Genomic DNA, 20,178 nt, shown 5'->3' with positions numbered 1-20,178 from the left:
TGGCTCGGGCGCGTTACGCTTCGGCCTTCTGTTGAGCGAGCCATTCCCGAATGATGGTGGCGAGGCGTTGCGGCGCTTCCATCGGGACCATATGGCCAGTGTCGGCGACGACTTCGAAGCTTGAGCCGACGAGCCCAATGTGAAGCTCCAGCGCTTCGGCGCGCGACCTCAACCGATCCTCTTCGCCGGCAATGACCAGGCTTGGGCATTGGATCGACGCCAGAGCGTCCCGTTCGTCCCTCCGCTCGATGAGAGATTGTCGACGAAAGGTGTCGCCTCCCATTCGATAGCCTGCCGCCTGGATGCGATCGAGGATATCGGTCCGCCCCGCATTGTCGGGGTGCAGGGACGAGAGGATAGCCGATCGGCTGAGCCCCTTGAATGCCGTGCCGGCGGCCTGCCCGGCGACGACAGCCTTTCGCTGGCGCTCGACGTCGCTGTCGCCGCGCGCGGACGTGGCAATGAGGATCAGCGCGGTCACCCGGTCGGGCGCCTGCCGGACGATTTCCCGGGCGACGTAGCCTCCCATGGAGAAACCGGTGAGTATGAAGCGATCCGGGGCATCCATCAGCGTGCGACGGGCCATGGCTTCGATCGAGCCGTCTTGCGACAGGTCGGCATAGGTCGCGGGACCGTACTCGCCGAGTGCGGGAACCACATCGCGCCAGAGATCGGCGTCGAGCATGAAGCCCGGAACAAAGAGCATTGCCACAGTCGCCACCTCCCCGCACACCTGCTCGTAGATTGACCCTATCGGAAGAAATGGCGGCGGTCGTCAAGCGAGATGCCGCCTTCGGGCGGAAAGCCTCTTGCGCCCTGGCAGTCATGCGGCGCGAACCGTGCAGTGCGCCTGCCCCTTAGTCGACTTCCAAAGATCGGCTCAGCGCCGATTTCCAGCCGGCGATGAAATCCGCCGAGATGCGCGCCTGCGGTACCATCGTGTCGAAGCCGTGATAGGCGCCGGGAACCACGGACATTTCGACCGGCACGCCGGCCACGACGAAACGGGATGCGAAATGTATCGATTCCTGTGCGAACAGGTCGAGTGTGCCAACGCCGATCCAGGCGGATGGCAGGCCGGCAAGATCGACGGCACGTGCCGGAACCGCCTCCGCCGGTGGTTCCGCCATCAGCGGCTTGCGACCGAGCAGGGAAGTCCAGCCAAAAGCATTCGACTGCGCGTTCCAGATGAAGGTTCCGACGTGAGCCGGTGGCAAGCGCAACACAGTGCGGTCGTCGAGCATTGGATAACGCAACAACTGGAAGCGGATCGGCCACTCGCCGCGGTCACGTACCCTCAGCGAGACGGCAGCGGCAAGCCCGGCGCCGGCACTCTCGCCCATCACGGCGATCCGCTTCCTATCAACGCCAAGCTCGACCGCAGCCTGATGCAACCAGCCGAGCGCCGCGTATGCGTCGTCGAGCCCAGCCGGGAACGGATGCTCGGGTGCAAGGCGGTAGTCGACCGAAACGATAAGCGCGCCCAGTTCCGCGGACAATTGCTGCAGTTCGGGAACGGCGACTTCGGGCTTGCCAACGACCAGTCCACCACCGTGAAGATGCTGGATTGCCGGCTTGTTCGGGCGCTCCGGCGCCGGATCCAGGACGACGACCCGCAGCTTCGGATTTCCCTCGCCGCCCGCGATGAAGCGTTCCTGTGGCTGCACGGCCGGCGGCGATAGCGCCGGCGGGAATTGGGCGTTGCGGATCATCTGGAGATTGTCCATGCCGAGGTCGACGGAATGTTCCCGAGGGTCGGCAATCTCGAGGATGCGTCCCTGATCGCCCGCAAGATCGGACGCACCGAAGCGTCTATCTTTGCAGCACCGGCGCTGTTCGCGGCACAGGGCATGTCACTGCTGCCTTCCGACCTAACAACCTATCAGTTGATCGACGAGCAGATCGCACCGGGCGAAAGCCAGACCTGGACACTCCACCATGCGGCGCAAGACCCGGTGAAGGTTGAGTTCAAGCCGCGCATGTGTGCCAATAGCGTCCGCGGCATCTCGGAGGCTATCGAGGCCGGGATCGGCATCGGCCGCCTGCCAACCGTCATCGGCCGCAGGATGGTCGCCGAGGGAACCGCCATACAGATATTGCCTGGCTGGGCCGGCCCCGGACTGGATATTTCGCTGATACATCCTGCGAGCCGCGGCATGCTGCCCGGTGTCTGCCTGCTGATCGACACGCTGAGCCGCGAGGCTGGCGCGTTTTTGTAAGTGATTTCGAAGTCAAACGGTGGTGCCGCCGCAATCACGCCAAGGGCCCGTACCCGAGAGAACAAATTCGCCTGTCATAACTGACATGGTCGCGATGAGCGTGCCACTGAACAGTATTCCGACTGGTTAGTCAGATTTACCAGTATGGATCGAAATCGGCGTCTTATCGTTCCAATCTTCCCCGCCTACCTTTTGCGTCGACACAGCAACGCAAGACGGAGGAGGAACTGGACAGGGCCCGCTGACTTTCGACGCTCCGAATGACAGCGCCTCCCCCAAATTCAGCTGACGCGGATAGGACGCGCGCTTGTCGCGCCCTCCCCGGCATCGAACAGCCGGAGGATGGCGACGTTCGCGATCGGCTGACGTCCCAACAGACAATCTATCGAGGAGAGAAACGTGCTTGATCGCATTCAATCGCAATTCGCAGCAGCAGGTGCGGCGGTTTTCCTGGGCCTTTCGCCGGAGGTCGCCTTCGCCCAATCCCTGGAGGAGCGTCGCGAACGCGGCGCCGCCGTCATCCGGACCCTCAACAATGGCGTGACGCAGCCCAATCTGGAACGGATGCGGCAGGAGTTTCCCTTCCTTGCCGATGCGACCGAGGCCTATGCCCTTGGCGACGTCTGGGCTCGCCCGGGTCTCGACAACCGGACGCGGCAACTGGCAGCGGTCGCCGCCTTCGCTGCGATGGGCCTGACGGAGCTGATGAATGTCCATGCCGGATACGCGCTCAACATCGGTGTTTCCGAGGATGAGCTCAAGGAAATCATCTACATGGTAACCGTTCCGGCCGGATTTCCCCGCGCCATTGCTGCCTCGCAATCCTTGTCGCAGCTCTTTGCCGAACGGGCCGAAGCGGGCAAGGACAAGTCTGCGGGAGAGCAGCCATGAACAATCTCCCCAAGCTTGCCGCCGCCACCCTTGTTGCCGGTCTGGCATCTGCCGACGCGCCGATCTCCCGTCAAGCCGTCGCGGAGGACGTCATGAGCAGCGAGGCTCAAAGCAAGCAAGCAGATCATCCCTATGTCGGCATGTGGGTGACCGAGGACGGGCGGATCCGCCAGGAACTGTTGCCGAACGGCCGTTATGACGAGGCGCGCGGAAACCGAAAGAGCGCCTATCAGGGGCGCTACAAAGTGACCGGCAACCAGATCGACTACTGGGATGACACCGGCTTCACGGCCGATGGCGAGTTCATCGATGACGTGCTGCACCATGGCGGCATGGTGTTTTACCGCGAAAGGTGATTGCGGAAGGGGAGCACGTGAAGACCGTCGTTACCGGGATCGCCCCGATCCTTTGGTGCCAATGATGGTTGCCGCGTGTCTCCCGCCCCGCCTCTGCGGCCGCATGTCCATTGCGCCGTTTCTCGCGCGGGAGGTGGGGAAGAAGTGAAGGCTCTGCCGGGCTCTTGCGATCGCGGCAAGCCTTCTGGAGGCGATCACAGGCGCGGTAGAACTCGCGGTGACATTCTTTGATGCCTTGAAGGTTGTCGATCGGCGGGCCAAGATTGCATCACCACTCTGCCCAATCACACCGACACTGGTAAGTTGAGCCGTCCAATGGCCGTCGATCTTAATGCCATCTCCGTCTTCATGGCCGTCGCCGAGGCGCGGAGTTTTCGCGCGGCTGCCGAGCATCTGGGCGTTACCCGATCGGCCGTAAGCCAGTCTCTGCGGCGGCTGGAAGATCGGCTCGGCGTTGCACTCGTGCAGCGGACGACACGCAGCGTCAGCCTCACGGAGGCTGGCGCGCAACTTTACCTGCGTGTTGCCCCGGCCCTCGCGGAGGTCGGCCTGGCCCTGGACGCCACAGCCGACCGGGACATGGCCCCAACCGGGCTGTTGCGGCTGGCGGTGTCCTCGATCGCCGAAAGGTTCATATCAGGGGCGCTGCTCGCAAGCTTTGCCGAGGCCTACCCCACGATCCAGATCGATGTGACCGTCACGGACGAGGAGTTCGACATCGTGGCCCAAGGCTATGATGCCGGGGTGCGGCTCGGCGAAGTCATCGAGCAGGACATGATCGCAGTCCCGGTATCGGCCGAGCAACGCCAGACCGCTGTCGCGGCGCCATCCTATATCGAACGCTTCGGCAAGCCCATGCAACCGTCGGACCTCGCCCAGCACCGATGCATCGGCTGGCGTCCGGCGCCTCAAACTGCACCTTATCGCTGGGAGTTCGGCAAGGATGGGCGCGAGTTCGACGTGGCGGTGAACCCGCAGATCACCACCAACGACATGTCGCTGATGATCCGGACCGCCTGCGCCGGAGGCGGCATCACCTTCGGCATGGAGGAAACCTTCAGACCCTATGTTTCTGCGGGACAGCTGGTGCCGCTTCTCGAGGACTATTTCCCGCCGTTCGCGGGCTTTTATCTCTACTTTCCCAATCGACGGAACCTTGCGCCGAAGCTGCGCGCGCTCATCGAGCATGTGCGGTGGCGGCCCAACGCGGGATAGAGCGATCCGAAGCGGCTAAGCGACGATCTCGCGTACGAAGTCGAGAAAGGCGCGGAGTTTTGCAGGCATCAGGTCCGAGCGGCGATAATAGGCATGGAGCGGAAAGGTTTCTTCTGACCAGTCCGGCAGGATCTGGATCAGATCGCCGTCCGACAATTCGTCCCTGACATAGATCTCGAGCAATTGCGCGATCCCCGCGCCGCTGCGGCAGGCGGCAATCAGCGAGCCCGTGTCATTGACCATGACCCGGCCGGTCGCCGCGAACGGTATGGCTTCGCCACGGCTCTGAAACTCCCAGGCGAAGGGGCGCCCGGTCGCCGGGTCGCGGATGAGGACGCATTGGTGCCCGTGCGAAAGATCGGCTGGCACTTGCGGCCTGCCATATTTCTTTAGGTATTGCGCCGACGCGCAGGTGAACACACGCGTTTCCAGCAGCAGCTCCGTATGCATCGAATGGGCGCCAGGCTCGCCGAAGCGTACGGCAACGTCCGTCCCCTCGCCGACAAAATCGCCGATCGAGTCACGCACGAAGATCTCGACCGACAGTTCCGGATAGCGTTCGAGAAAGTCATTGATCCTCGGGGCGAGCACGAAGTGCCCGAAGGTCCCATCGACATTGATCCGCAGCTTGCCACGCACGTGCGTTTTGGTGCCGCCGGCCATGATCGCGGCCTCCTCGATTGCCGAAAGAAGTGGCGCGACGAGTTCATAAAAGCGCCGCCCCTCGTCCGTCAGCGAGATTGCCCGGGCGCTTCGATTGAAAATACGTATGCCGACGCGCTCCTCCAATCGGGCCACTGCGCGGCTGACCGCAGGCTAAGTCAACCCCATTGCTTCACCGGCCCGGGCAAAGCTGCCGGCCTCGACGACTGCTGAAAGCACTCCGATCCCGCTGAGCAAGCGCGCATCAAACGTCATGACAACTCATACTTTCAGTAATTTATCTCCTGCAAATTATGCATTTTTTCTTCTCTCATGCCAGGCGTATCCTCCTCGCGATCAATAGACGGAACACCTGAAAGGCTTGGCACATGAGCAACAGCAACAAGGTCGCGCTGGTTACCGGAGCGTCGCGGGGCATTGGGGCGGAAATCGCCAGGCGCCTCGCCGGTGACGGCTTCAAGATTGTCGTGAACTATGCGGGACGCACTGAGGCGGCCAAGGCGGTCGCGGACGAAATCATCGGCGGCGGTGGCGACGCACGCGTCATTCAAGCGGATGTCAGCGACGCCGGCGCGGTTGCCGCGATGTTCGACACGGCCACGCAAGCCTTCGGCGGGGTGGACGTCGTCGTCAACAGCGCCGGCATCATGAAGCTTGCACCGATTGCCGACGTCACCGACGATACCATCGCGATAAACCTGAAGGGCGCGTTCAACGTCTGCCGCGAGGCGGCGAAACGACTGCGCAACGACGGCCGGATCATCAACGTCTCGTCGAGCGTGATTGGAATGCGCCTGCCGACCTATGGCATCTACATTGCCACCAAGGCGGCGGTCGAAGGACTGACCCAGGTGCTGGCGCAAGAGATGCGTGGCCGCGGAATTCGCGTGAACGCGATCGCCCCTGGGCCTGTTGCGACGGAGCTGTTCCTGAGCGGAAAGAGCCCTGAACTGCTGTTCCGCATGGCAAAGATGAACCCCCTCGAACGGCTCGCTGAACCCGAGGATATCGCCCGTGTCGTCTCGTTCCTCGCCGGACCGGAAGGCGCGTGGATCAATGGCCAGGTCATCCGGGCAAACGGCGGCATGTGCTGAGCCGCACGCATCTCCTCACAACGAATGCTCATTCATGGAAGGAACTTCCCGTGACACAGGCTACCACGCATGCGAATGCCATGGTTCTGCCGGATCTGGGAGCAGCACCGGACTTTATCTGATCTTCAACCTCACCGCGGCCTTTGTCGCATTACTTGATGCTGAGGATCACAACGGGTGAAGTCGTGAGCTGGTTCGGCTGGGAAAAGCTCTTCAACGGCGACATGCCCCGTGACATCGAACTTTTCCAGAGTCGGGGCCTCGATCCGGCCGCTCGCCTATCTGACTATCGCCTTGGAGCTTTTCGGCGGTATCGCAATTGCGCTCGGGCTTCTGACGCGCGCCCTCGCCTTCATGCTCTTCATCCAGATGATCGTCATTCTGGTTGTGGTGATGATCCCGCGCGGCACGGGCTTTCAGCTTTCGACGGTATGGATCGGCGTCTTTGCCTATCTCAGCGCCCATGGGATCGGACGCTGGGCGCTGGACCGGCCGATTGACCGGCAGGTCTGAGCGTTCCACCGCAGATCATGTGAGGCCAGGGTCTGCCTTGACCACGAGCGCCTGAATGGGCCGGTCGCGCGATAGCGCGGCTGGCCACCCAGCGGTTCGTTTCGGATACCGATCGGGAAGAACTGTTGTGTTCCCTAAACCTCTTTGCTAGAGGTTCCTTGTCGTATTCAGCTTAGGCGAGCATTCATTCGCATCGCCATGACCCGAACCATCGGGGTCCGCAGCGCCGACACTCTCCCCCCCCAAAAAAAACGCTTCGATCCTTCCGGCGCCACGAACGGGCTAGACGTCTTCGCGCGCCGGTTCTCTCCTGCTTCTCAAGCTCAAGGACGATAATCCGTGCCCTCACGCTTCATTTTGCCCACCCTCGCGCTCGCCGTTTTCTTTGTCGGCGCGACCGAGTTCATGCTGTCGGCGATGCTTTCGCCCCTGGCCGTGGCCTTCGAGACGACGCCGGCGCACGCCGCATGGCTCGTCAGCAGCTACGCGCTTTCCTATGCCGTGGCCGCGCCGATCTTCGGCTACCTTTCCGATCGCATAGACCGTCGCCGACTTCTGCTCGTGTCGCTGGTTCTGTTCTCGATTGACGGCCTCGCGCTGACGATCGCGCCGAGCTTCGGGGCAGCGATCGTCCTGCGGGTCTTCGGCGGCCTGGCGTCGGCGGCTCTGATTCCGACGGTCTTTGCCCTGGTGGCAGACATCATCCCCGCGCACCGACAATCCGCCGCGATGGGAGCGGTGATGATCGGCATGACATCAGGCATCGTCTCGGGGCCGGTCATCGCCGGCGTCCTGACGGAGGCATTCGATTGGCGTGCGCCTTTCCTGGTGACTGCCGCCGGCTGCCTCACGACAGTTGCCATAGCCCGGAGTGCGATTCCCGCCCGGGCGGGAAATCCCCCAGTGCCGAAGATGAGGCGTCCTGTCTGGCTCGGCCGTGGCAATTTGATCCGCCCCCTGGCCGCGAAAGGCCTTTGGAACGGAACGGCTGTCGCCGGTTTCCTTCTTGCCGGCGAGGTCCTGCGGCTTCGTTATGACCTCGGCGTTGCGGCCACCGGCGTCTCCATCTCGGCTTTCGGTCTGGGACTCTTGCTTGGCAACCTCGGCGTCGGCCGAGCCGCACGGCTGTTTCGCGGTGACGATCGCACGCTGATCGTTGCGCTGTTCCTCCTGAGTGCGGCGGTCGGCGGCTTCATGCTCACCCCCCTGTCGTTCACGGGGGACCTCGTTTTCCTGACGGCATGGGGCTTTGCCTTGGGGCTCGCCGCACCGACGAGCACCGCCATTCTTGCGAGCCTGGCCGGAGAGGAAAAAGGTCAGGTGCTTTCGCTTTCGGAAAGCCTCAACAACCTGATGATCCTGGCCGTGCTGCCGCTTGCTGCGATGCAGCTCGACGCGACTGGTGCAACTGGAGCGGCGCTGGTCCTTGCCGTATTCCTCGCGATCGGTGTTTTCCTCGCGATCGCGGACCTTGCCACCCGAAAGCCGACAGCGCCGTGAGACCTGTCTCGCGGGGGAAGGCCTGAGTCGGGGCGAACGAGGCGGCGGGGCAAGAACCGCGCCTTGCCGGCAAGCTCCGGGGCGTCCTCAGAGGAAGGCTGGCCAAGAAAGTGCCCGTGCGAGCCTAACCTCCCGCCCCGACAGCTCATTTTTTCGCGCGCAGCGTCATCCGGTGGTTGCCCGCCTATCGGAGGATGCATAAGCTCCCCGCCGCGCGGCATCGCCGCAGGCCGTTTCACGGCATCCTGGAGTCAAGAAATCAACCATGACAGTCGCCATCCCTGCCGTGACACGCCCGAAGACGCATCTGGCCGTCCTGGTCGTTCTCGGGGTCACCCATCTCCTCAACGACCTCATGCAGTCGCTGATCCCGGCCGCCTATCCGATCCTGAAGGACGCCTATGCGCTCGACTTCGTGCAGATCGGCATGATCACCATGACCTTCCAGATTGCCGGGTCTCTGCTGCAGCCGGCGATCGGCATGGTCACGGACAAACACCCCGCCCCCTATTCGCCAGTCGTCGGGATGATGTTCACGCTCTCGGGCCTGGTCAGCCTCGCCCTTGCCGATAGCTATGCCATGATCCTTGTCTCTGTCGCGCTGATCGGCATCGGGTCGTCCATTTTCCACCCGGAAGCCACGCGCATGGCGCGCTATGCCGCCGGCGGCCGGCAGGGATTGGCGCAGGGACTGTTTCAGGTCGGCGGCCAGGCAGGCGGCGCACTCGGTCCGGTTTTTGCCGCGGTTATCATCGTTCCCTGGGGGCAGCCGAGCCTCGCCTGGTTCGCCGCCCTGGCGTTGCTGGCAATGGTGCTTCTCGCGTGGATCGGCGGCAAGCAGCGGGAGATCAGCGCCGCATTCATGGCGCTGCGGGCGGACAGCAAGAAGGCGGGCAGCATCCGCCACGCGCCGGCGACGATTGGCGCCGCTCTGGTGGTCCTGACGCTGCTGATGTTCACCAAGAACGCCTATGGCGAAAGTTTCCGCTCGTTCTACACCTTCTACCTCATGGAGAAGTTCGGCCTCTCCATCCCTTCCGCACAGATGATGTTGTTCATCTTCCTGCTTGCCTCGGCCGCAGGCGCCCTGATCGGAGGGATTGTCGGCGATCGCATCGGACGCTACCGGATCATCTGGATCTCGGTTCTAGGCCCGCTTCCGCTGACGCTGATCCTGCCACATGCCGATCTGTTCTGGACCGGCGTGCTGACGGTGATGATCAACCTCATCATGGCAAGCGCCTTCGCATCGATCCTGATCTACGCCATCGAGCTGTTGCCGAACCGCATCGGGCTTATCGGCGGGCTGTTCTACGGCTTGAACTTCGGTCTCGGCGGCATTGCGGCAGCGCTTCTCGGGATACTGGCCGATAGCTACGGCGTCGAAACGGTCTATTATATCTGCTCGTTCCTTCCGCTTGCGGGGCTTCTCGCGTGGTTCCTCCCGAAGATCGAGGAAGGTCATTCTTGACGAACGTCTCCCGCTTTCTCGACGGAGAGAGCGGGAGAGGACATGCCCGATTGTGGGATGACGCAACGCGTTTCATACTCGCCCTGCGTCGGCGGCGGCAGCGTTCTAAAGAGAGGATAATGACATGCATGAACTTGCAATTCTTGCCTCCATCCTGGGCGTCTTCCTGCTTGGAGCCATGAGCCCCGGGCCGAGCTTCATCGTGGTGTCGCGGATCGCGATCGCACGGTCCCGCGCCGATGGATTGATGGCAGCGGTCGGCATGGGCATTGGCGGCTTTTTCTTCGCCTGTATTGCGGTCGCCGGCCTGACGGCGATCCTTCTTCAGGTTGAATGGCTCAACATCCTCCTGAGGCTCGTCGGTGGCGCCTATCTCGTCTGGATCGGCATAAGCATCTGGCGGGCCGCACCGCAGAAGATAATGATTGCCGAGACACCCGCCGACCAGCCGAGCACGCTCTGGAAATCCCTGTTGCGGGGGCTCTTCGTTCAGATCTCCAACCCGAAGACGGCGATCTTCTACGCCTCGATGTTCGCCGCGCTGTTGCCGTCGCCGGCGCCTACCTGGATGCTTCTCGCCCTGCCCCCGCTGCTCTTCATCAACGAGTTCGCGTGGTACGCAATCGTCGCCCTCGGCTTTTCCTCCCACGGCCCGCGGGTCGTCTACCTTCGCTCCAAGACCTGGATCGACCGCGCCGCCGGCGCCGTGGTGGGCGCACTGGGGCTGAAGCTGATGACGGATAGCGCACGAACAATCGCCTGACGGCGCTTGTTCGCAGCGTTGCCTTATCCGAACGACCGGCGCGGCCGCCGGCACCTAAATCCGATCACCGGGCGGGCGGCCGCAACAGAGCGAGCGTATTCAGCGCGGTGATGACGGCGAGCGGGAACTGGGCGATCCCCGTCAATTCAAAAAGCAAACTATCCGGCAACCGGTACACGGGCTCGGGAAACAGGGACCGTGCTGCATCTGTTCCGAAGCCGAAATAGGCGACGTTCTTGACCACATGGTTCCAGCCGCCCTCGTAGATGCCGATCATTGCGACCGGAAAGGCGAGCACGACAAGGGCGGCCAGCCAGGTCGCGACACGTCCAGCCGTGGTCCCGCTCCTCGACCGGCCAACGAACAGCGCGGCCGCAATGACTATTGCCGCCGGCACGGCCAACTGGACGATATGGAGACGCCACGGTGTTTCATAGATGTAGGCGCCATAGGCGTGATGCAGGCTCGTCAGGGTGAGCAGGAGAAGCGCGCAGGCACCCGCTTTTCGAAATGGGGAAGAGAGAGGGGACTTTGCAGAAAGCTCAACCATGGCTGTTCCTCGATGTTGACTAGACGACATTCGGCTAGCACGATCCGGAACACGGTGTTCGGAAGTTGCGAAACAGAAGGGTGCCTCGTGTACCGAATGGGACTGCAACGCGCGCTCGTCCGGAAAAAGGAGAACAAATTTGCCGATCGATCGACGCGTGGCCCGAACGCGCACGGCGCTCTATGAAGCTCTTCTCGCCTTGATACGCCGCAAGCACTACGAACTGATCACCGTCGAAGACATCCTGACCGAGGCGAATATCGGGCGGTCGACGTTCTATGCGCACTTCACGTCGAAAGACGACCTTCTGAAACGCAGTCTGGAGCGTCTGCGCGATCTGCTGGTGACCGCAAAGGACAAGACGATCTCATCGCCACGCGAGCGGGTGCGAGAAGAGGCGTGGGATCCCAGCCGCGCCTTGTTCGAGCATGTCGCCGAACACGCGGACATCCAGGTCGCACTTGCCGGCGGACGCGGAGGCGGCATCGTTCGCGATGCGGTTGACGAGGTGCTTGCGGAGGTCCTTCGCCAGTCGCTCCCCGCCACGATGCATGCCGCTCTTCCGCGTGACCTCGTGATCCGTCACATGGTCTCCACGTTCAACGCCGTTCTGCGCTGGTGGCTGGAGGAGCGACCGGAAATGCCTCCCCGGGAAGTCGACGCTGCGTTCCGAAAACTTGTACTTGATGGTCTGCCGCCGGAGACATGCCGGCCCTTCATCATGACGTCGTGACCGACAGCCTGCGCGGCAACCGAGCTTTGCTCCGCCGCGAACACGAAGGATTCGCTGCGAGAAGATCGTGCGCCTAGTTGGCGCACAGCATTCGGGCGTCGAAAGCGCTTTGCTCTTTGTTGAAGCGCACTGCGATGGCCTTCTTCAAACCATCCGGGTGCACTTGAAGCACGCCGTCGGCCTGGCCGGTTTCGGCAGGGGTCTCGATCTGCCGATAGCTCACGAGGCCGGGCACGAGATCCACCTGCTCGACATAGCCCGGCACTTCGAAGCTATAGACGATGTCCGTCGAGACGAGTTCGAGGTTCACCACCGCGCCGGCGGGAAGCGTGAACCGAGCGCCAACGGCGCATTGGACGGAGGGATCATCTTCGAGACGTTGGCCTGGCTTGCGGTATTCGAGCGTGAGCGCGCCCTTATCCGCCCTCAATAGGATCGTCAGATCATCGTCTGGCGACGCGGCCTCCTCTGCCGTTGCCATACCCGACGATACGAAGGCCATGGTAAGAAAGAAGATGATCCTTGACGCCCAAGTCATTGTTCGGTCTCTCCTTTAGATCGGCAGTCGATAGACCACCGATGGTCCAATTCGACCCAAAGGTGATAGCTTTGCCAGGCTCAACCGGCAAGGCGGTTCGCTGTCACTTGCGCGACTTAGCCGGTCGACTGCCCGCCCGACGCCTGAACGACGGTGACGGCGATCATGTGGAAGACGTCGTCGGCGTTGCAGCCGCGCGAGAGATCGTTGGCAGGCTTCGCAAGCCCCTGCAGGATCGGGCCGATGGCGGTGGCGCCGCCGATGCGCTGGGCGATCTTGTAGCCGATGTTTGCCGCGTCGAGGTTGGGGAAGACAAAGACATTGGCCTCGCCATGCAGCGCCGATTGCGGCGCCTTTGCCGCGCTGACGGCCTCGACAAAAGCGGTGTCGAATTGCAATTCCCCGTCGATCACCAATCCCGGCGCTGAGGCATGGGCCAGGCGCGTCGCCTCCACCACCTTCGAAACGCGCTCATGCGCGGCACTGCCGGCCGTCGAGAACGAGAGCATCGCCACCTTCGCCGGTTTGCCGGAGAGCGCCTCGTAGGAGCGTGCCGAGGTCACGGCGATATCGGCAAGGCCGGTGGCGTCAGGATCCACAACCAACCCGCAATCGGCGAAAACGAAGGCGCCCTTCTTTTCGTGGTGCGGCGCGCAGAGCATCATCAGGAAGAAGCTCGACACCAGTCCGACATCCGGTGCCCGGCCGATGGTCTGGAGGGCGGCGCGCACGGTATCGGCGGTGGTGGCGACAGCGCCCCCGACCGTTCCGTCTGCCTGATCCTCGCGGACCATCATGGCCGCAAAGACAAGAGGCGAGCGTACGGCTGCTGCCGCGGCCGCTTCGTCGACACCCTTGCTACGACGGAGATCGTGGTAGGCAACGGCAAGGTGCTCAGTCAGCGCAGACGAAGTCGGATCCTCGATGCGGATTTCGTCTGGTGCGCCGCCGGCGGCGTGCAACTCCTCCGCGACGATTTTCCTGTCGCCGACGAGCGTGATCTTGGCGATACCGGCGCGCACGGCGCGCAAGGCGCCTTCGACGATGCGTGGGTCTTCGCCCTCGGCGAGCACGATATGGCGCGGGGCGGCTTTAGCGGCCTCGATAATGCGATCGAGCGGTTTCATCAGGCGTGCCCCAGATAGTGAATGCCGACGAGGATGAAGAGAGCGATGAAGACGGTTTCGGCGACGATCAGCGCGACGGCGTCGCCACCGACATCGAGCACGCGGCGAAGCGACGTGCGCATGCCGACGGCGACGATGCCGGCAAGCAGCGCCCAGCGCGACGTTTCCATGCCGGCCTTGGCCACCAGTTCCGGCACGAAACCGAAGGAATTCAGCGCTGCAAAGATCAGGAAGGCGACGACGAAGCCGGGCAAGAGCGGCGGGCGCTTACCGGTCTCGCCCTCAGGCTGCGGTACTTTGCGCAGTGACAGCGAAAAGATGAGCACGACCGGCGCCAGCATGGTGACGCGGATCAGCTTGACGAGCGTCGCCGTTTCGCCCGCCTCCGGCGAGACCGAGAAGCCTGCGCCGACGACCTGCGCGACGTCATGGATGGTGCCACCGAAGAAGATGCCCGTGGCGCGCGCGTCGAGCCCCATGGTCTGGGCGAGGATCGGATAGGCAATCATCGCAAGTGTCGAGAGCACGGTGACGGAAAGCACGGTGAAGATCAGGTTGCGCTCGGAGAACTCGTTCTTGGGAAGAACGGCTGCGATCGCCATCGCTGCAGACGCTCCGCAGATTGCGACCGAACCGCTGGTGATAAGCGCCAGCCGCCAGCCACGCCCGAGAAGCTTTGCGGCAAGCAGGCCGAAGCCGATGGTCGCGGCGATGGCTGAGATGAGGAGCAGGATCGTGCTTGCGCCAAGCCCGATGAGGAGGTCGACGCTGATGCGCATGCCGAGCAGCGCCACACCGATGCGCAGCACCTTCTTGGCACAGAAATCGATGCCGGCGACGCAACGCCCTTCCTCGGACAGAAAGTGAAAGGCGATGCCGAGCAGGAGCGCCATGAGCATGGCCGGCGCGCCGTAGTGGTCGGAAAGGAATTGGGCAGCGACGGCCACCGCCGCGGTAACGGCAAAGCCAGGCCAGTAGGCCGCAAAGCCGGAGGGCACGCTTCGGAAGCGTTCGTGGACGGAGGCGACGAAGGTCATGGTTCTGTTCCGGTCATCTGCGGGAGGCTTCGCCCCGCCCGGGTACCGGGCGGGGCTTGACGTAATCGAGGATCAGGCCCGCTTCTGGGGACGCATGTCGGCGCGATCGATACCGGCAACGGGCACCGGCTTCTTCATCGCGTCTCGGCGGAAGGGTTCGCCGAGCTCCTGGTTGAGGATGACTTCGATGAAGGTTGTCACGCCCTTCTTCTGGTCGGCGATCGCAGTGGACAGGGCTTCGGTGAGAGCTGCGGTCGTGTTGACCGCCACGCCCTTCAGGCCGCAGCCTTCCGCCACCTTGGCGTAGGAGAGGTTGGGGTTGAGCTCCGTGCCGACGAAGTTGTTGGCGTACCAGAGCGTCGTGTTGCGCTTTTCGGCACCCCATTGGTAGTTGCGGAAGATCACCATCGTTATCGCCGGCCATCCCTCGCGGCCGATCGAGCCCATCTCGTTCATCGAGATGCCGAAGGCACCGTCACCGGCAAAACCGACCACTGGCACATCAGGGCAACCGATCTTGGCGCCGACGATCGACGGGAAACCGTAGCCGCAGGGGCCGAACATGCCCGGCGCCAGATATTTGCGGCCCGCTTCGAAGGTCGGATAGGCATTGCCGATCGCGCAGTTGTTGCCGATGTCGGTGGAGATGATCGCTTCCTTCGGCAGGGCCGCCTGGATCGCACGCCAGGCCTGGCGCGGTGACATGCGGTTCGGCTCGCGCGAGCGTGCGCTTTCGTTCCATTCCGTGCCCGGATCGTCGTCCTCGTGATCCATCGAGGAGAGTTGCTGCTGCCAGGCCGAGCGGGTCTGGTGGATCGCGGCCTTGCGCTCCTCGCGGCCGGCATCGCCGGCAGACGGTGAGAGCAGCTCCAGGATCTGGCGGGCGACCTGCTTGGCATCGCCGCAGATGCCGACCGACACCTTCTTGGTAAGCCCGATCCGGTCGGCGTTGATGTCGACCTGGATGATCGAGGCGTTCTTCGGCCAGTAGTCGATGCCGTAGCCCGGAAGCGTCGAGAACGGATTGAGCCTCGTGCCGAGCGCCAAGACAACATCGGCCTTGGAGATCAGCTCCATCGCAGCCTTCGAGCCGTTGTAGCCGAGCGGGCCGACCGACAGGCGATGGCTCCCCGGGAAGGCGTCATTGTGCTGGTAGCCGCAGCAGACTGGCGCGTCGAGACGCTCGGCGAGCTTCATGGAATCGGAGATGGCATTGCCGATGACGACGCCGGCGCCGTTGAGAATGACCGGGAATTTTGCCTCGGACAAAAGCTTGGCCGCTTCGGCAATCGCCTGCGGGCCACCAGCCGGGCGCTCGAAGCGAACGATCGCCGGCAAGTCGACGTCAATCACCTGCGTCCAGTAGTCGCGCGGAATGTTGATCTGCGCCGGCGCACAGCCGCGCCAGGCCTTTTCGATCACCCGGTTGAGGACTTCAGGGATACGCGAGGGATCGCGTACTTCTTCCTGGTAGCAGACCATCTCCTCGAACATCGCCATCTGGTCGACTTCCTGGAAACCGCCCTGCCCGATCGTCTTGTTGGCCGCCTGCGGCGTGACCATCAGAAGCGGCGTGTGGTTCCAGTAGGCGGTCTTGATCGCGGTGATGAAGCCGGTGACGCCGGGGCCGTTCTGGCCGATCGCAACCGACATCGTGCCCGTGGCGCGGCTGAAGCCGTCGGCCATCATGCCGGCATTGGTCTCATGGGCGCAGTCCCAGAATTTGATGCCGGCCTTCGGGAACAGGTCCGACACCGGCATCATGGCCGAGCCGATGATGCCGAAGGCATGTTCGAGGCCATGCATCTGAAGAACTTTGACGAAGGCTTCCTCGGTGGTCATTTTCATGGGGTGGTTCCTTTCCTGGTATTATTTCAGAGAGTTAGAGGATCTCGTCACGGAGGTAGTACCAGCGGTACATTCCCCATTGGCCGAGCCGTCGGAACGGCGTCAGAAGCCCGTGGCCCGGCAGAGGCGAAGTGAAGATGGGAAGGTCGAGGCCGCCGCCTTTGCCGGCGACCATCTGGGCCATGCGACGGCCGGCCTGGGCGGAATACATCACGCCGTTGCCGCCATAGCCCATGGCGTAGAACAGCCTCTGGCTCCGGTCCGGCTGGAAGATGCGCGGCATCATGTCGTGGCTGACATCCACCCACCCCCACCAGGAGTAGTCGATGTCGATGCCGCGGAGTGCCGGGAACTTGCGGTAGAGACCGGCAAGCAGAAGCTCGAGATGCTTCGGATTGCTCGCGTCGCGTCCGGTGATGGCGCTGCGGCTGCCGATCTGCACCCGGCCATCCGGCAGCATGCGATAGTAGTGACGCAGCGTCCGCGTATCAGTGAGCGGGATGCGCGCCTTGAAGTTCAGCGCCTTCTGCTCGCTTTCCGTCAGCGGCCGAGTGACGATCGAGTTCGACAGGATAGGCATCAGTCGGTGGCGGGTGAGCGCGTTCATGCCGGGTGACGTGTAGCCGGCCGTCGCAATGCAGACGGCACGCGCCCGCACCGTTCCGCCAGGCGTCGTCAGGTAATGCATGCCGCCCTTGGCGGTGCAATCAAGCACCGGGCTCGACGTATGCACCTTTGCCCCCAGCTTGCGGGCAAGCCTGAGGTAGCCGAAGGCGAGCTTGGCGGCATGGATGCCCATGCCATCGGGCTCATACATCGCCCCGCGGGCTTCCTCGTCGCGAACGAAATCGCGGTGGATCTCGTCGCGCGAGACCATGCGGGCGCGATAGCCGAAGGTATCGTTGAGAACGCGAACCTCGCTTTGCAGCGCTGGCAGCATCTTGTCGCGGTGGGCGATATAGAGATGGCCGCCATCCTGCGGATCGCAGTCGATTTCGGGCTCGCGGACGAGAGAGCGAAAGAGGTCGAATCCCTCGGAAATCTCCGCATGCATCTTGCGGGCAACGTCCACGCCCCAGCGGGCGATCCATTGCGAGCGCTTCAGGCGGCCGGCAGAAATCTGTGCCTGCCCGCCGTTGCGGGTGCTGCAGCCCCAGGCGACGCCATTGGCCTCCAGCACCGTTGCTTTGATGCCGTGCTCGCGCGCCAGATGAATGGCGCAGGAGAGACCGGTATAGCCGGACCCGATGATCGCAACATCGACATCGATATCGCCCGTGATCGGACCGTCGTCCTCCGGTTCGGGACCGGCGGTGCCGATCCAGTAGGTCGGCGCATAGTCCTTGCCCGTGCCGGGGCTGCGGGCATGGTTGGGGTCATAGGCCGGGTCAAACGGCTCTCTTTCAGGCTTCAAGGGTGTGGCGCGCAGTTGCATGGCTCTAGCTCCAGGCCATCAGTAGCGGGGTTGCAGGACCGGGCGGTTCTTGCGGAACGCCTGCTTGCGCACGATCTTGCCGTTGCGGAAGGTGAAGAGGTCGCAGCCTTCTGCCTCGATGCGGCTGCCGTCGGCAGCCGTGCCGGAGAAGGTCCACTCGGACACGCCGCGATCGCCTTCGACGAAGTGGCTGTGGTTGCCCCATTCGGCGTCCGGCATCGATTTCCAGACGCCGCTGAAGGCATCTGCGATCGGACCGGTACCGACGAAACGGTTGCCGTAGACCTCCGGGCCGCCGACGGCGTTGAATACGCAATCTTCGGCGAAGAAGTGCATGACCCCGTCGATGTCATGCCGGTTGAAGGCATCGAACAAGGTTTTGAGATCGGTTGCCGTCAGTGTCATGGTCCAGTCCTTTGGCTTGGTCGTAAGGCATGGCTTCGCCGGAGACGGGAAAGGCCGTCTTCAAAAGGCCGCCAGGCCGTATTCAGTTGAAGTGTCGGAGGTGGTCGCCGGTTAGAGGCGGCCCTTCCAGGGGATCAGCGCCTTTTCGAGGTAGCGGATCAGAAGATCGAAGGCGAAGGCGAAGATGCCGATGATGAAGATGCCCATGATCACCGTGTCGCTTTCGAGGTTTTCGGCGGCATTCAAAACCATGAAGCCGAGGCCTCGGTTGGCCGCCACCATTTCGGCGGCAACCAGGGTGGTCCAGCCGACGCCGATGCCGATGCGCATGCCGGTGAAGATCTCCGGCAAGGCGGCCTTCATGATCACCTGACTGATGACCTGCCCGCGGGTGGCGCCCATCGCATAGGCAGCGTGGATCTGTTCCGTCGAGACCGAACGCACCCCTGCCCTTGCGGCAATTGCCATCGGCGCAAAGATCGCCAGATAGATCAGGAACACCTTCGGGAACTCACCGATGCCGAGCCAGATGATGACGAGCGGCAGGTAGGCGAGCGGCGGCAACGGCCGGTAGAATTCGATGATCGGATCGAACAGGCCGCGCACGAAGCGATTGACGCCCATGAGCACGCCAATCGGCACGGCGGTCAGCAGCGCCAGCAGGAAGGCGCCGAACACGCGGCCGATACTGGCAAGCGTGTGCTGCATCAGCGTCGAGTTCGAAACACCGTCGGTCATCGCCAGCATGAACTTGTCCCAGACCGCCAGCGGCGACGGCAGGAACAGCGGCTTGACCCAGCCGCCTTCGGTCACGAGGAACCAGAGAGCGACGATGACGACCGTCGTCGAAAAGCTGATGAGGCCGCTGCTGCCTTCACCGGGCGCGCCGAAGATCTTGCCGGCCTTTACGGGCTTGGCGCGTGTCACTCTGTCAAGCATGGGCCACCTCCGGGTTGCCGGACGCACGTTCGTCGCCATAAATGATGCCGAGCACTTCTTCGCGCATGCGGATGAATTCCGGGCTGGATTTGATTGCGCGCGCATTGCCCTCAGCGAGGAACCGCTTGTTGAAGTTGAGCTCGTAGGTGTGGGTGATGCGGCCCGGGCGCGGCGACATGACGATCAGCCGCGAGCCGAGGAACAACGCTTCTTCCACACTGTGGGTGATGAAGAAGAACATCTTGTTGGTGAGTTGCCAGACCTTGAGCAACAGTTCCTGGATGGTCTCGCGTGTCAGCGCGTCGAGTGCTGCCATCGGTTCGTCCATCAGCAGCATCGCGGGATCGCAGGTCAGCGCCCTTGCGATGCCAACACGTTGCTGCATGCCGCCTGAGAGGTGATAGATCATGTGGCGGTGGAAATCCTGAAGGCCGACCAGAGCTAGGTTCTTGGTGGCAAGATCCCGCCGGGTCGCCTTGTCGACGCCGCGCAGCTTGAGGCCGAACTCGGTATTCTCGATGACGTTCAGCCACGGCAGAAGCGCGTGCTTCTGGAAGACGACGCCGCGCTCGGCGCCAGGTCCGTTGACCTGGTGGTTGCCAAGGGTGATGTCGCCTTCCGACGGGGCCATGAAGCCCGCCATCAGGTTGAGCAGCGTCGTCTTTCCGCAGCCCGATGCGCCCAGCGCAACGACGAAGTCTCCGCTGTTGATGGTAAGGTTGACGCCTTTTAAGGCGATGATTGCCTGGTCCGAATAGAGGCCCGGGTAGGTCAAACTGATGTTTCTGACGCTCAATGTTTCCATGAGAAATGCCTCCCTGCACCTCGGTCACGGTCTATGGTGGTGCGCCGGCCGCTCCTCAACGGCCGGGGCAATCGAC

General features: G+C 63.0%; 22 protein-coding genes and 1 pseudogene. 10 read left to right on the top strand and 13 right to left on the bottom strand.

Going from position 1 to position 20,178, the window contains the following annotated elements; genetic code table 11:
• Window positions 1-13 precede the first annotated feature (13 nt).
• Window positions 14-706 carry an alpha/beta fold hydrolase gene (locus ASE71_RS26540; RefSeq protein ID WP_210338322.1) on the bottom strand — a complete coding sequence of 231 codons (693 nt, stop codon included), beginning with the start codon at window positions 704-706 and terminating at the stop codon, window positions 14-16.
• Between the two features lie 151 nt (window positions 707-857).
• Complete coding sequence (locus tag ASE71_RS26535; protein ID WP_162251906.1) at window positions 858-1,712, bottom strand: alpha/beta hydrolase; 855 nt, start codon at window positions 1,710-1,712, stop codon at window positions 858-860.
• Between ASE71_RS26535 and ASE71_RS26530 the strand changes: the two genes are divergently transcribed.
• From ASE71_RS26530 to ASE71_RS26515, 4 genes are all read left to right on the top strand, one after another.
• Window positions 1,695-2,219 (top strand): LysR substrate-binding domain-containing protein, encoded by a 525-nt coding sequence (locus tag ASE71_RS26530; RefSeq protein ID WP_156400758.1) that lies wholly within the window; start codon window positions 1,695-1,697, stop codon window positions 2,217-2,219. The two genes, ASE71_RS26535 and ASE71_RS26530, sit on opposite strands and share 18 nt — an antisense overlap.
• A 399-nt stretch (window positions 2,220-2,618) precedes the next feature.
• Window positions 2,619-3,110 carry a carboxymuconolactone decarboxylase family protein gene (locus ASE71_RS26525; protein ID WP_089044874.1) on the top strand — a complete coding sequence of 164 codons (492 nt, stop codon included), beginning with the start codon at window positions 2,619-2,621 and terminating at the stop codon, window positions 3,108-3,110.
• Complete coding sequence (locus ASE71_RS26520) at window positions 3,107-3,466, top strand: Atu4866 domain-containing protein (RefSeq protein ID WP_060521168.1); 360 nt, start codon at window positions 3,107-3,109, stop codon at window positions 3,464-3,466. Before ASE71_RS26525 ends, ASE71_RS26520 begins: the two co-directional genes overlap by 4 nt.
• A gap of 315 nt (window positions 3,467-3,781) precedes the next feature.
• Window positions 3,782-4,681, top strand: a complete 900-nt coding sequence (locus ASE71_RS26515) for a LysR family transcriptional regulator (RefSeq protein ID WP_034790409.1) — start codon at window positions 3,782-3,784, stop codon at window positions 4,679-4,681.
• 15 nt (window positions 4,682-4,696) lie between these two features.
• Here ASE71_RS26515 and ASE71_RS26510 read toward each other — a convergent pair whose 3' ends face one another.
• Both ASE71_RS26510 and ASE71_RS37520 read right to left on the bottom strand, forming a co-directional pair.
• Window positions 4,697-5,344, bottom strand: a complete 648-nt coding sequence (locus ASE71_RS26510) for a substrate binding domain-containing protein (protein WP_320410641.1) — start codon at window positions 5,342-5,344, stop codon at window positions 4,697-4,699.
• 66 nt (window positions 5,345-5,410) lie between these two features.
• Window positions 5,411-5,485 (bottom strand): annotated as a pseudogene (locus ASE71_RS37520) (hypothetical protein); the annotation flags it as partial.
• 227 nt (window positions 5,486-5,712) lie between these two features.
• Between ASE71_RS37520 and ASE71_RS26505 the strand changes: the two are divergent.
• The 5 genes from ASE71_RS26505 (at window position 5,713) to ASE71_RS26485 (ending at window position 10,685) form a co-directional block, all read left to right on the top strand.
• Window positions 5,713-6,438 carry an SDR family oxidoreductase gene (locus tag ASE71_RS26505; RefSeq protein ID WP_060521167.1) on the top strand — a complete coding sequence of 242 codons (726 nt, stop codon included), beginning with the start codon at window positions 5,713-5,715 and terminating at the stop codon, window positions 6,436-6,438.
• A 231-nt stretch (window positions 6,439-6,669) separates the two neighbouring features.
• A complete protein-coding gene (locus ASE71_RS26500) occupies window positions 6,670-6,951 on the top strand; it encodes a DoxX family protein (RefSeq protein WP_051659195.1) in 282 nt (93 codons plus the stop codon).
• A gap of 339 nt (window positions 6,952-7,290) precedes the next feature.
• Complete coding sequence (locus tag ASE71_RS26495) at window positions 7,291-8,451, top strand: MFS transporter (RefSeq protein ID WP_060521166.1); 1,161 nt, start codon at window positions 7,291-7,293, stop codon at window positions 8,449-8,451.
• 265 nt (window positions 8,452-8,716) lie between these two features.
• Complete coding sequence (locus tag ASE71_RS26490; RefSeq protein ID WP_090297361.1) at window positions 8,717-9,922, top strand: MFS transporter; 1,206 nt, start codon at window positions 8,717-8,719, stop codon at window positions 9,920-9,922.
• A 124-nt stretch (window positions 9,923-10,046) separates the two neighbouring features.
• Window positions 10,047-10,685: a LysE family translocator gene (locus ASE71_RS26485; RefSeq protein ID WP_060521165.1), complete on the top strand. Its 639-nt coding sequence runs from the start codon at window positions 10,047-10,049 to the stop codon at window positions 10,683-10,685.
• 64 nt (window positions 10,686-10,749) lie between these two features.
• On the opposite strand, the gene ASE71_RS26480 is transcribed toward ASE71_RS26485, so the two are convergent.
• Entirely contained in the window at window positions 10,750-11,235 is a 486-nt protein-coding gene (locus tag ASE71_RS26480; protein ID WP_060521164.1) for a hypothetical protein, read from the bottom strand.
• A 139-nt stretch (window positions 11,236-11,374) separates the two neighbouring features.
• On the opposite strand from ASE71_RS26480, the gene ASE71_RS26475 reads away from it, so the two are divergent.
• Window positions 11,375-11,968, top strand: a complete 594-nt coding sequence (locus ASE71_RS26475; protein WP_060521163.1) for a TetR/AcrR family transcriptional regulator — start codon at window positions 11,375-11,377, stop codon at window positions 11,966-11,968.
• 73 nt (window positions 11,969-12,041) lie between these two features.
• Here the strand turns inward: ASE71_RS26475 and ASE71_RS26470 are convergent, their stop codons facing one another.
• The 8 genes from ASE71_RS26470 to ASE71_RS26435 form a co-directional block, all read right to left on the bottom strand.
• Complete coding sequence (locus tag ASE71_RS26470; protein ID WP_060521162.1) at window positions 12,042-12,506, bottom strand: hypothetical protein; 465 nt, start codon at window positions 12,504-12,506, stop codon at window positions 12,042-12,044.
• Window positions 12,507-12,622: 116 nt separating this feature from the next.
• The gene (gene pta, locus ASE71_RS26465; RefSeq protein WP_034790423.1) at window positions 12,623-13,633 is read right to left on the bottom strand and encodes a phosphate acetyltransferase; all 1,011 of its coding nucleotides are present in this window, start codon (window positions 13,631-13,633) and stop codon (window positions 12,623-12,625) included.
• Window positions 13,633-14,670 (bottom strand): YeiH family protein, encoded by a 1,038-nt coding sequence (locus ASE71_RS26460; protein WP_034790424.1) that lies wholly within the window; start codon window positions 14,668-14,670, stop codon window positions 13,633-13,635. Before ASE71_RS26460 ends, pta begins: the two co-directional genes overlap by 1 nt.
• Window positions 14,671-14,742: 72 nt before the next feature.
• On the bottom strand, window positions 14,743-16,518 hold the full coding sequence (gene xsc, locus ASE71_RS26455) for a sulfoacetaldehyde acetyltransferase (protein WP_034790425.1): 1,776 nt from the start codon (window positions 16,516-16,518) through the stop codon (window positions 14,743-14,745).
• Between the two features lie 34 nt (window positions 16,519-16,552).
• The gene (locus ASE71_RS26450) at window positions 16,553-17,953 is read right to left on the bottom strand and encodes an NAD(P)/FAD-dependent oxidoreductase (protein ID WP_060521161.1); all 1,401 of its coding nucleotides are present in this window, start codon (window positions 17,951-17,953) and stop codon (window positions 16,553-16,555) included.
• Window positions 17,954-17,971: 18 nt separating this feature from the next.
• On the bottom strand, window positions 17,972-18,352 hold the full coding sequence (locus ASE71_RS26445; protein WP_090297417.1) for a nuclear transport factor 2 family protein: 381 nt from the start codon (window positions 18,350-18,352) through the stop codon (window positions 17,972-17,974).
• 117 nt (window positions 18,353-18,469) lie between these two features.
• On the bottom strand, window positions 18,470-19,297 hold the full coding sequence (locus ASE71_RS26440; protein WP_034790428.1) for an ABC transporter permease subunit: 828 nt from the start codon (window positions 19,295-19,297) through the stop codon (window positions 18,470-18,472).
• Complete coding sequence (locus tag ASE71_RS26435; RefSeq protein WP_034790429.1) at window positions 19,290-20,102, bottom strand: taurine ABC transporter ATP-binding protein; 813 nt, start codon at window positions 20,100-20,102, stop codon at window positions 19,290-19,292. The genes ASE71_RS26440 and ASE71_RS26435 overlap by 8 nt, the downstream gene beginning before the upstream one ends.
• Window positions 20,103-20,178 lie beyond the last annotated feature (76 nt).

This window comes from Ensifer sp. Root954 (assembly GCF_001429005.1).
Lineage (GTDB): Bacteria > Pseudomonadota > Alphaproteobacteria > Rhizobiales > Rhizobiaceae > Ensifer > Ensifer adhaerens.
This window is presented reverse-complemented; position numbering and strand designations above follow the sequence as displayed.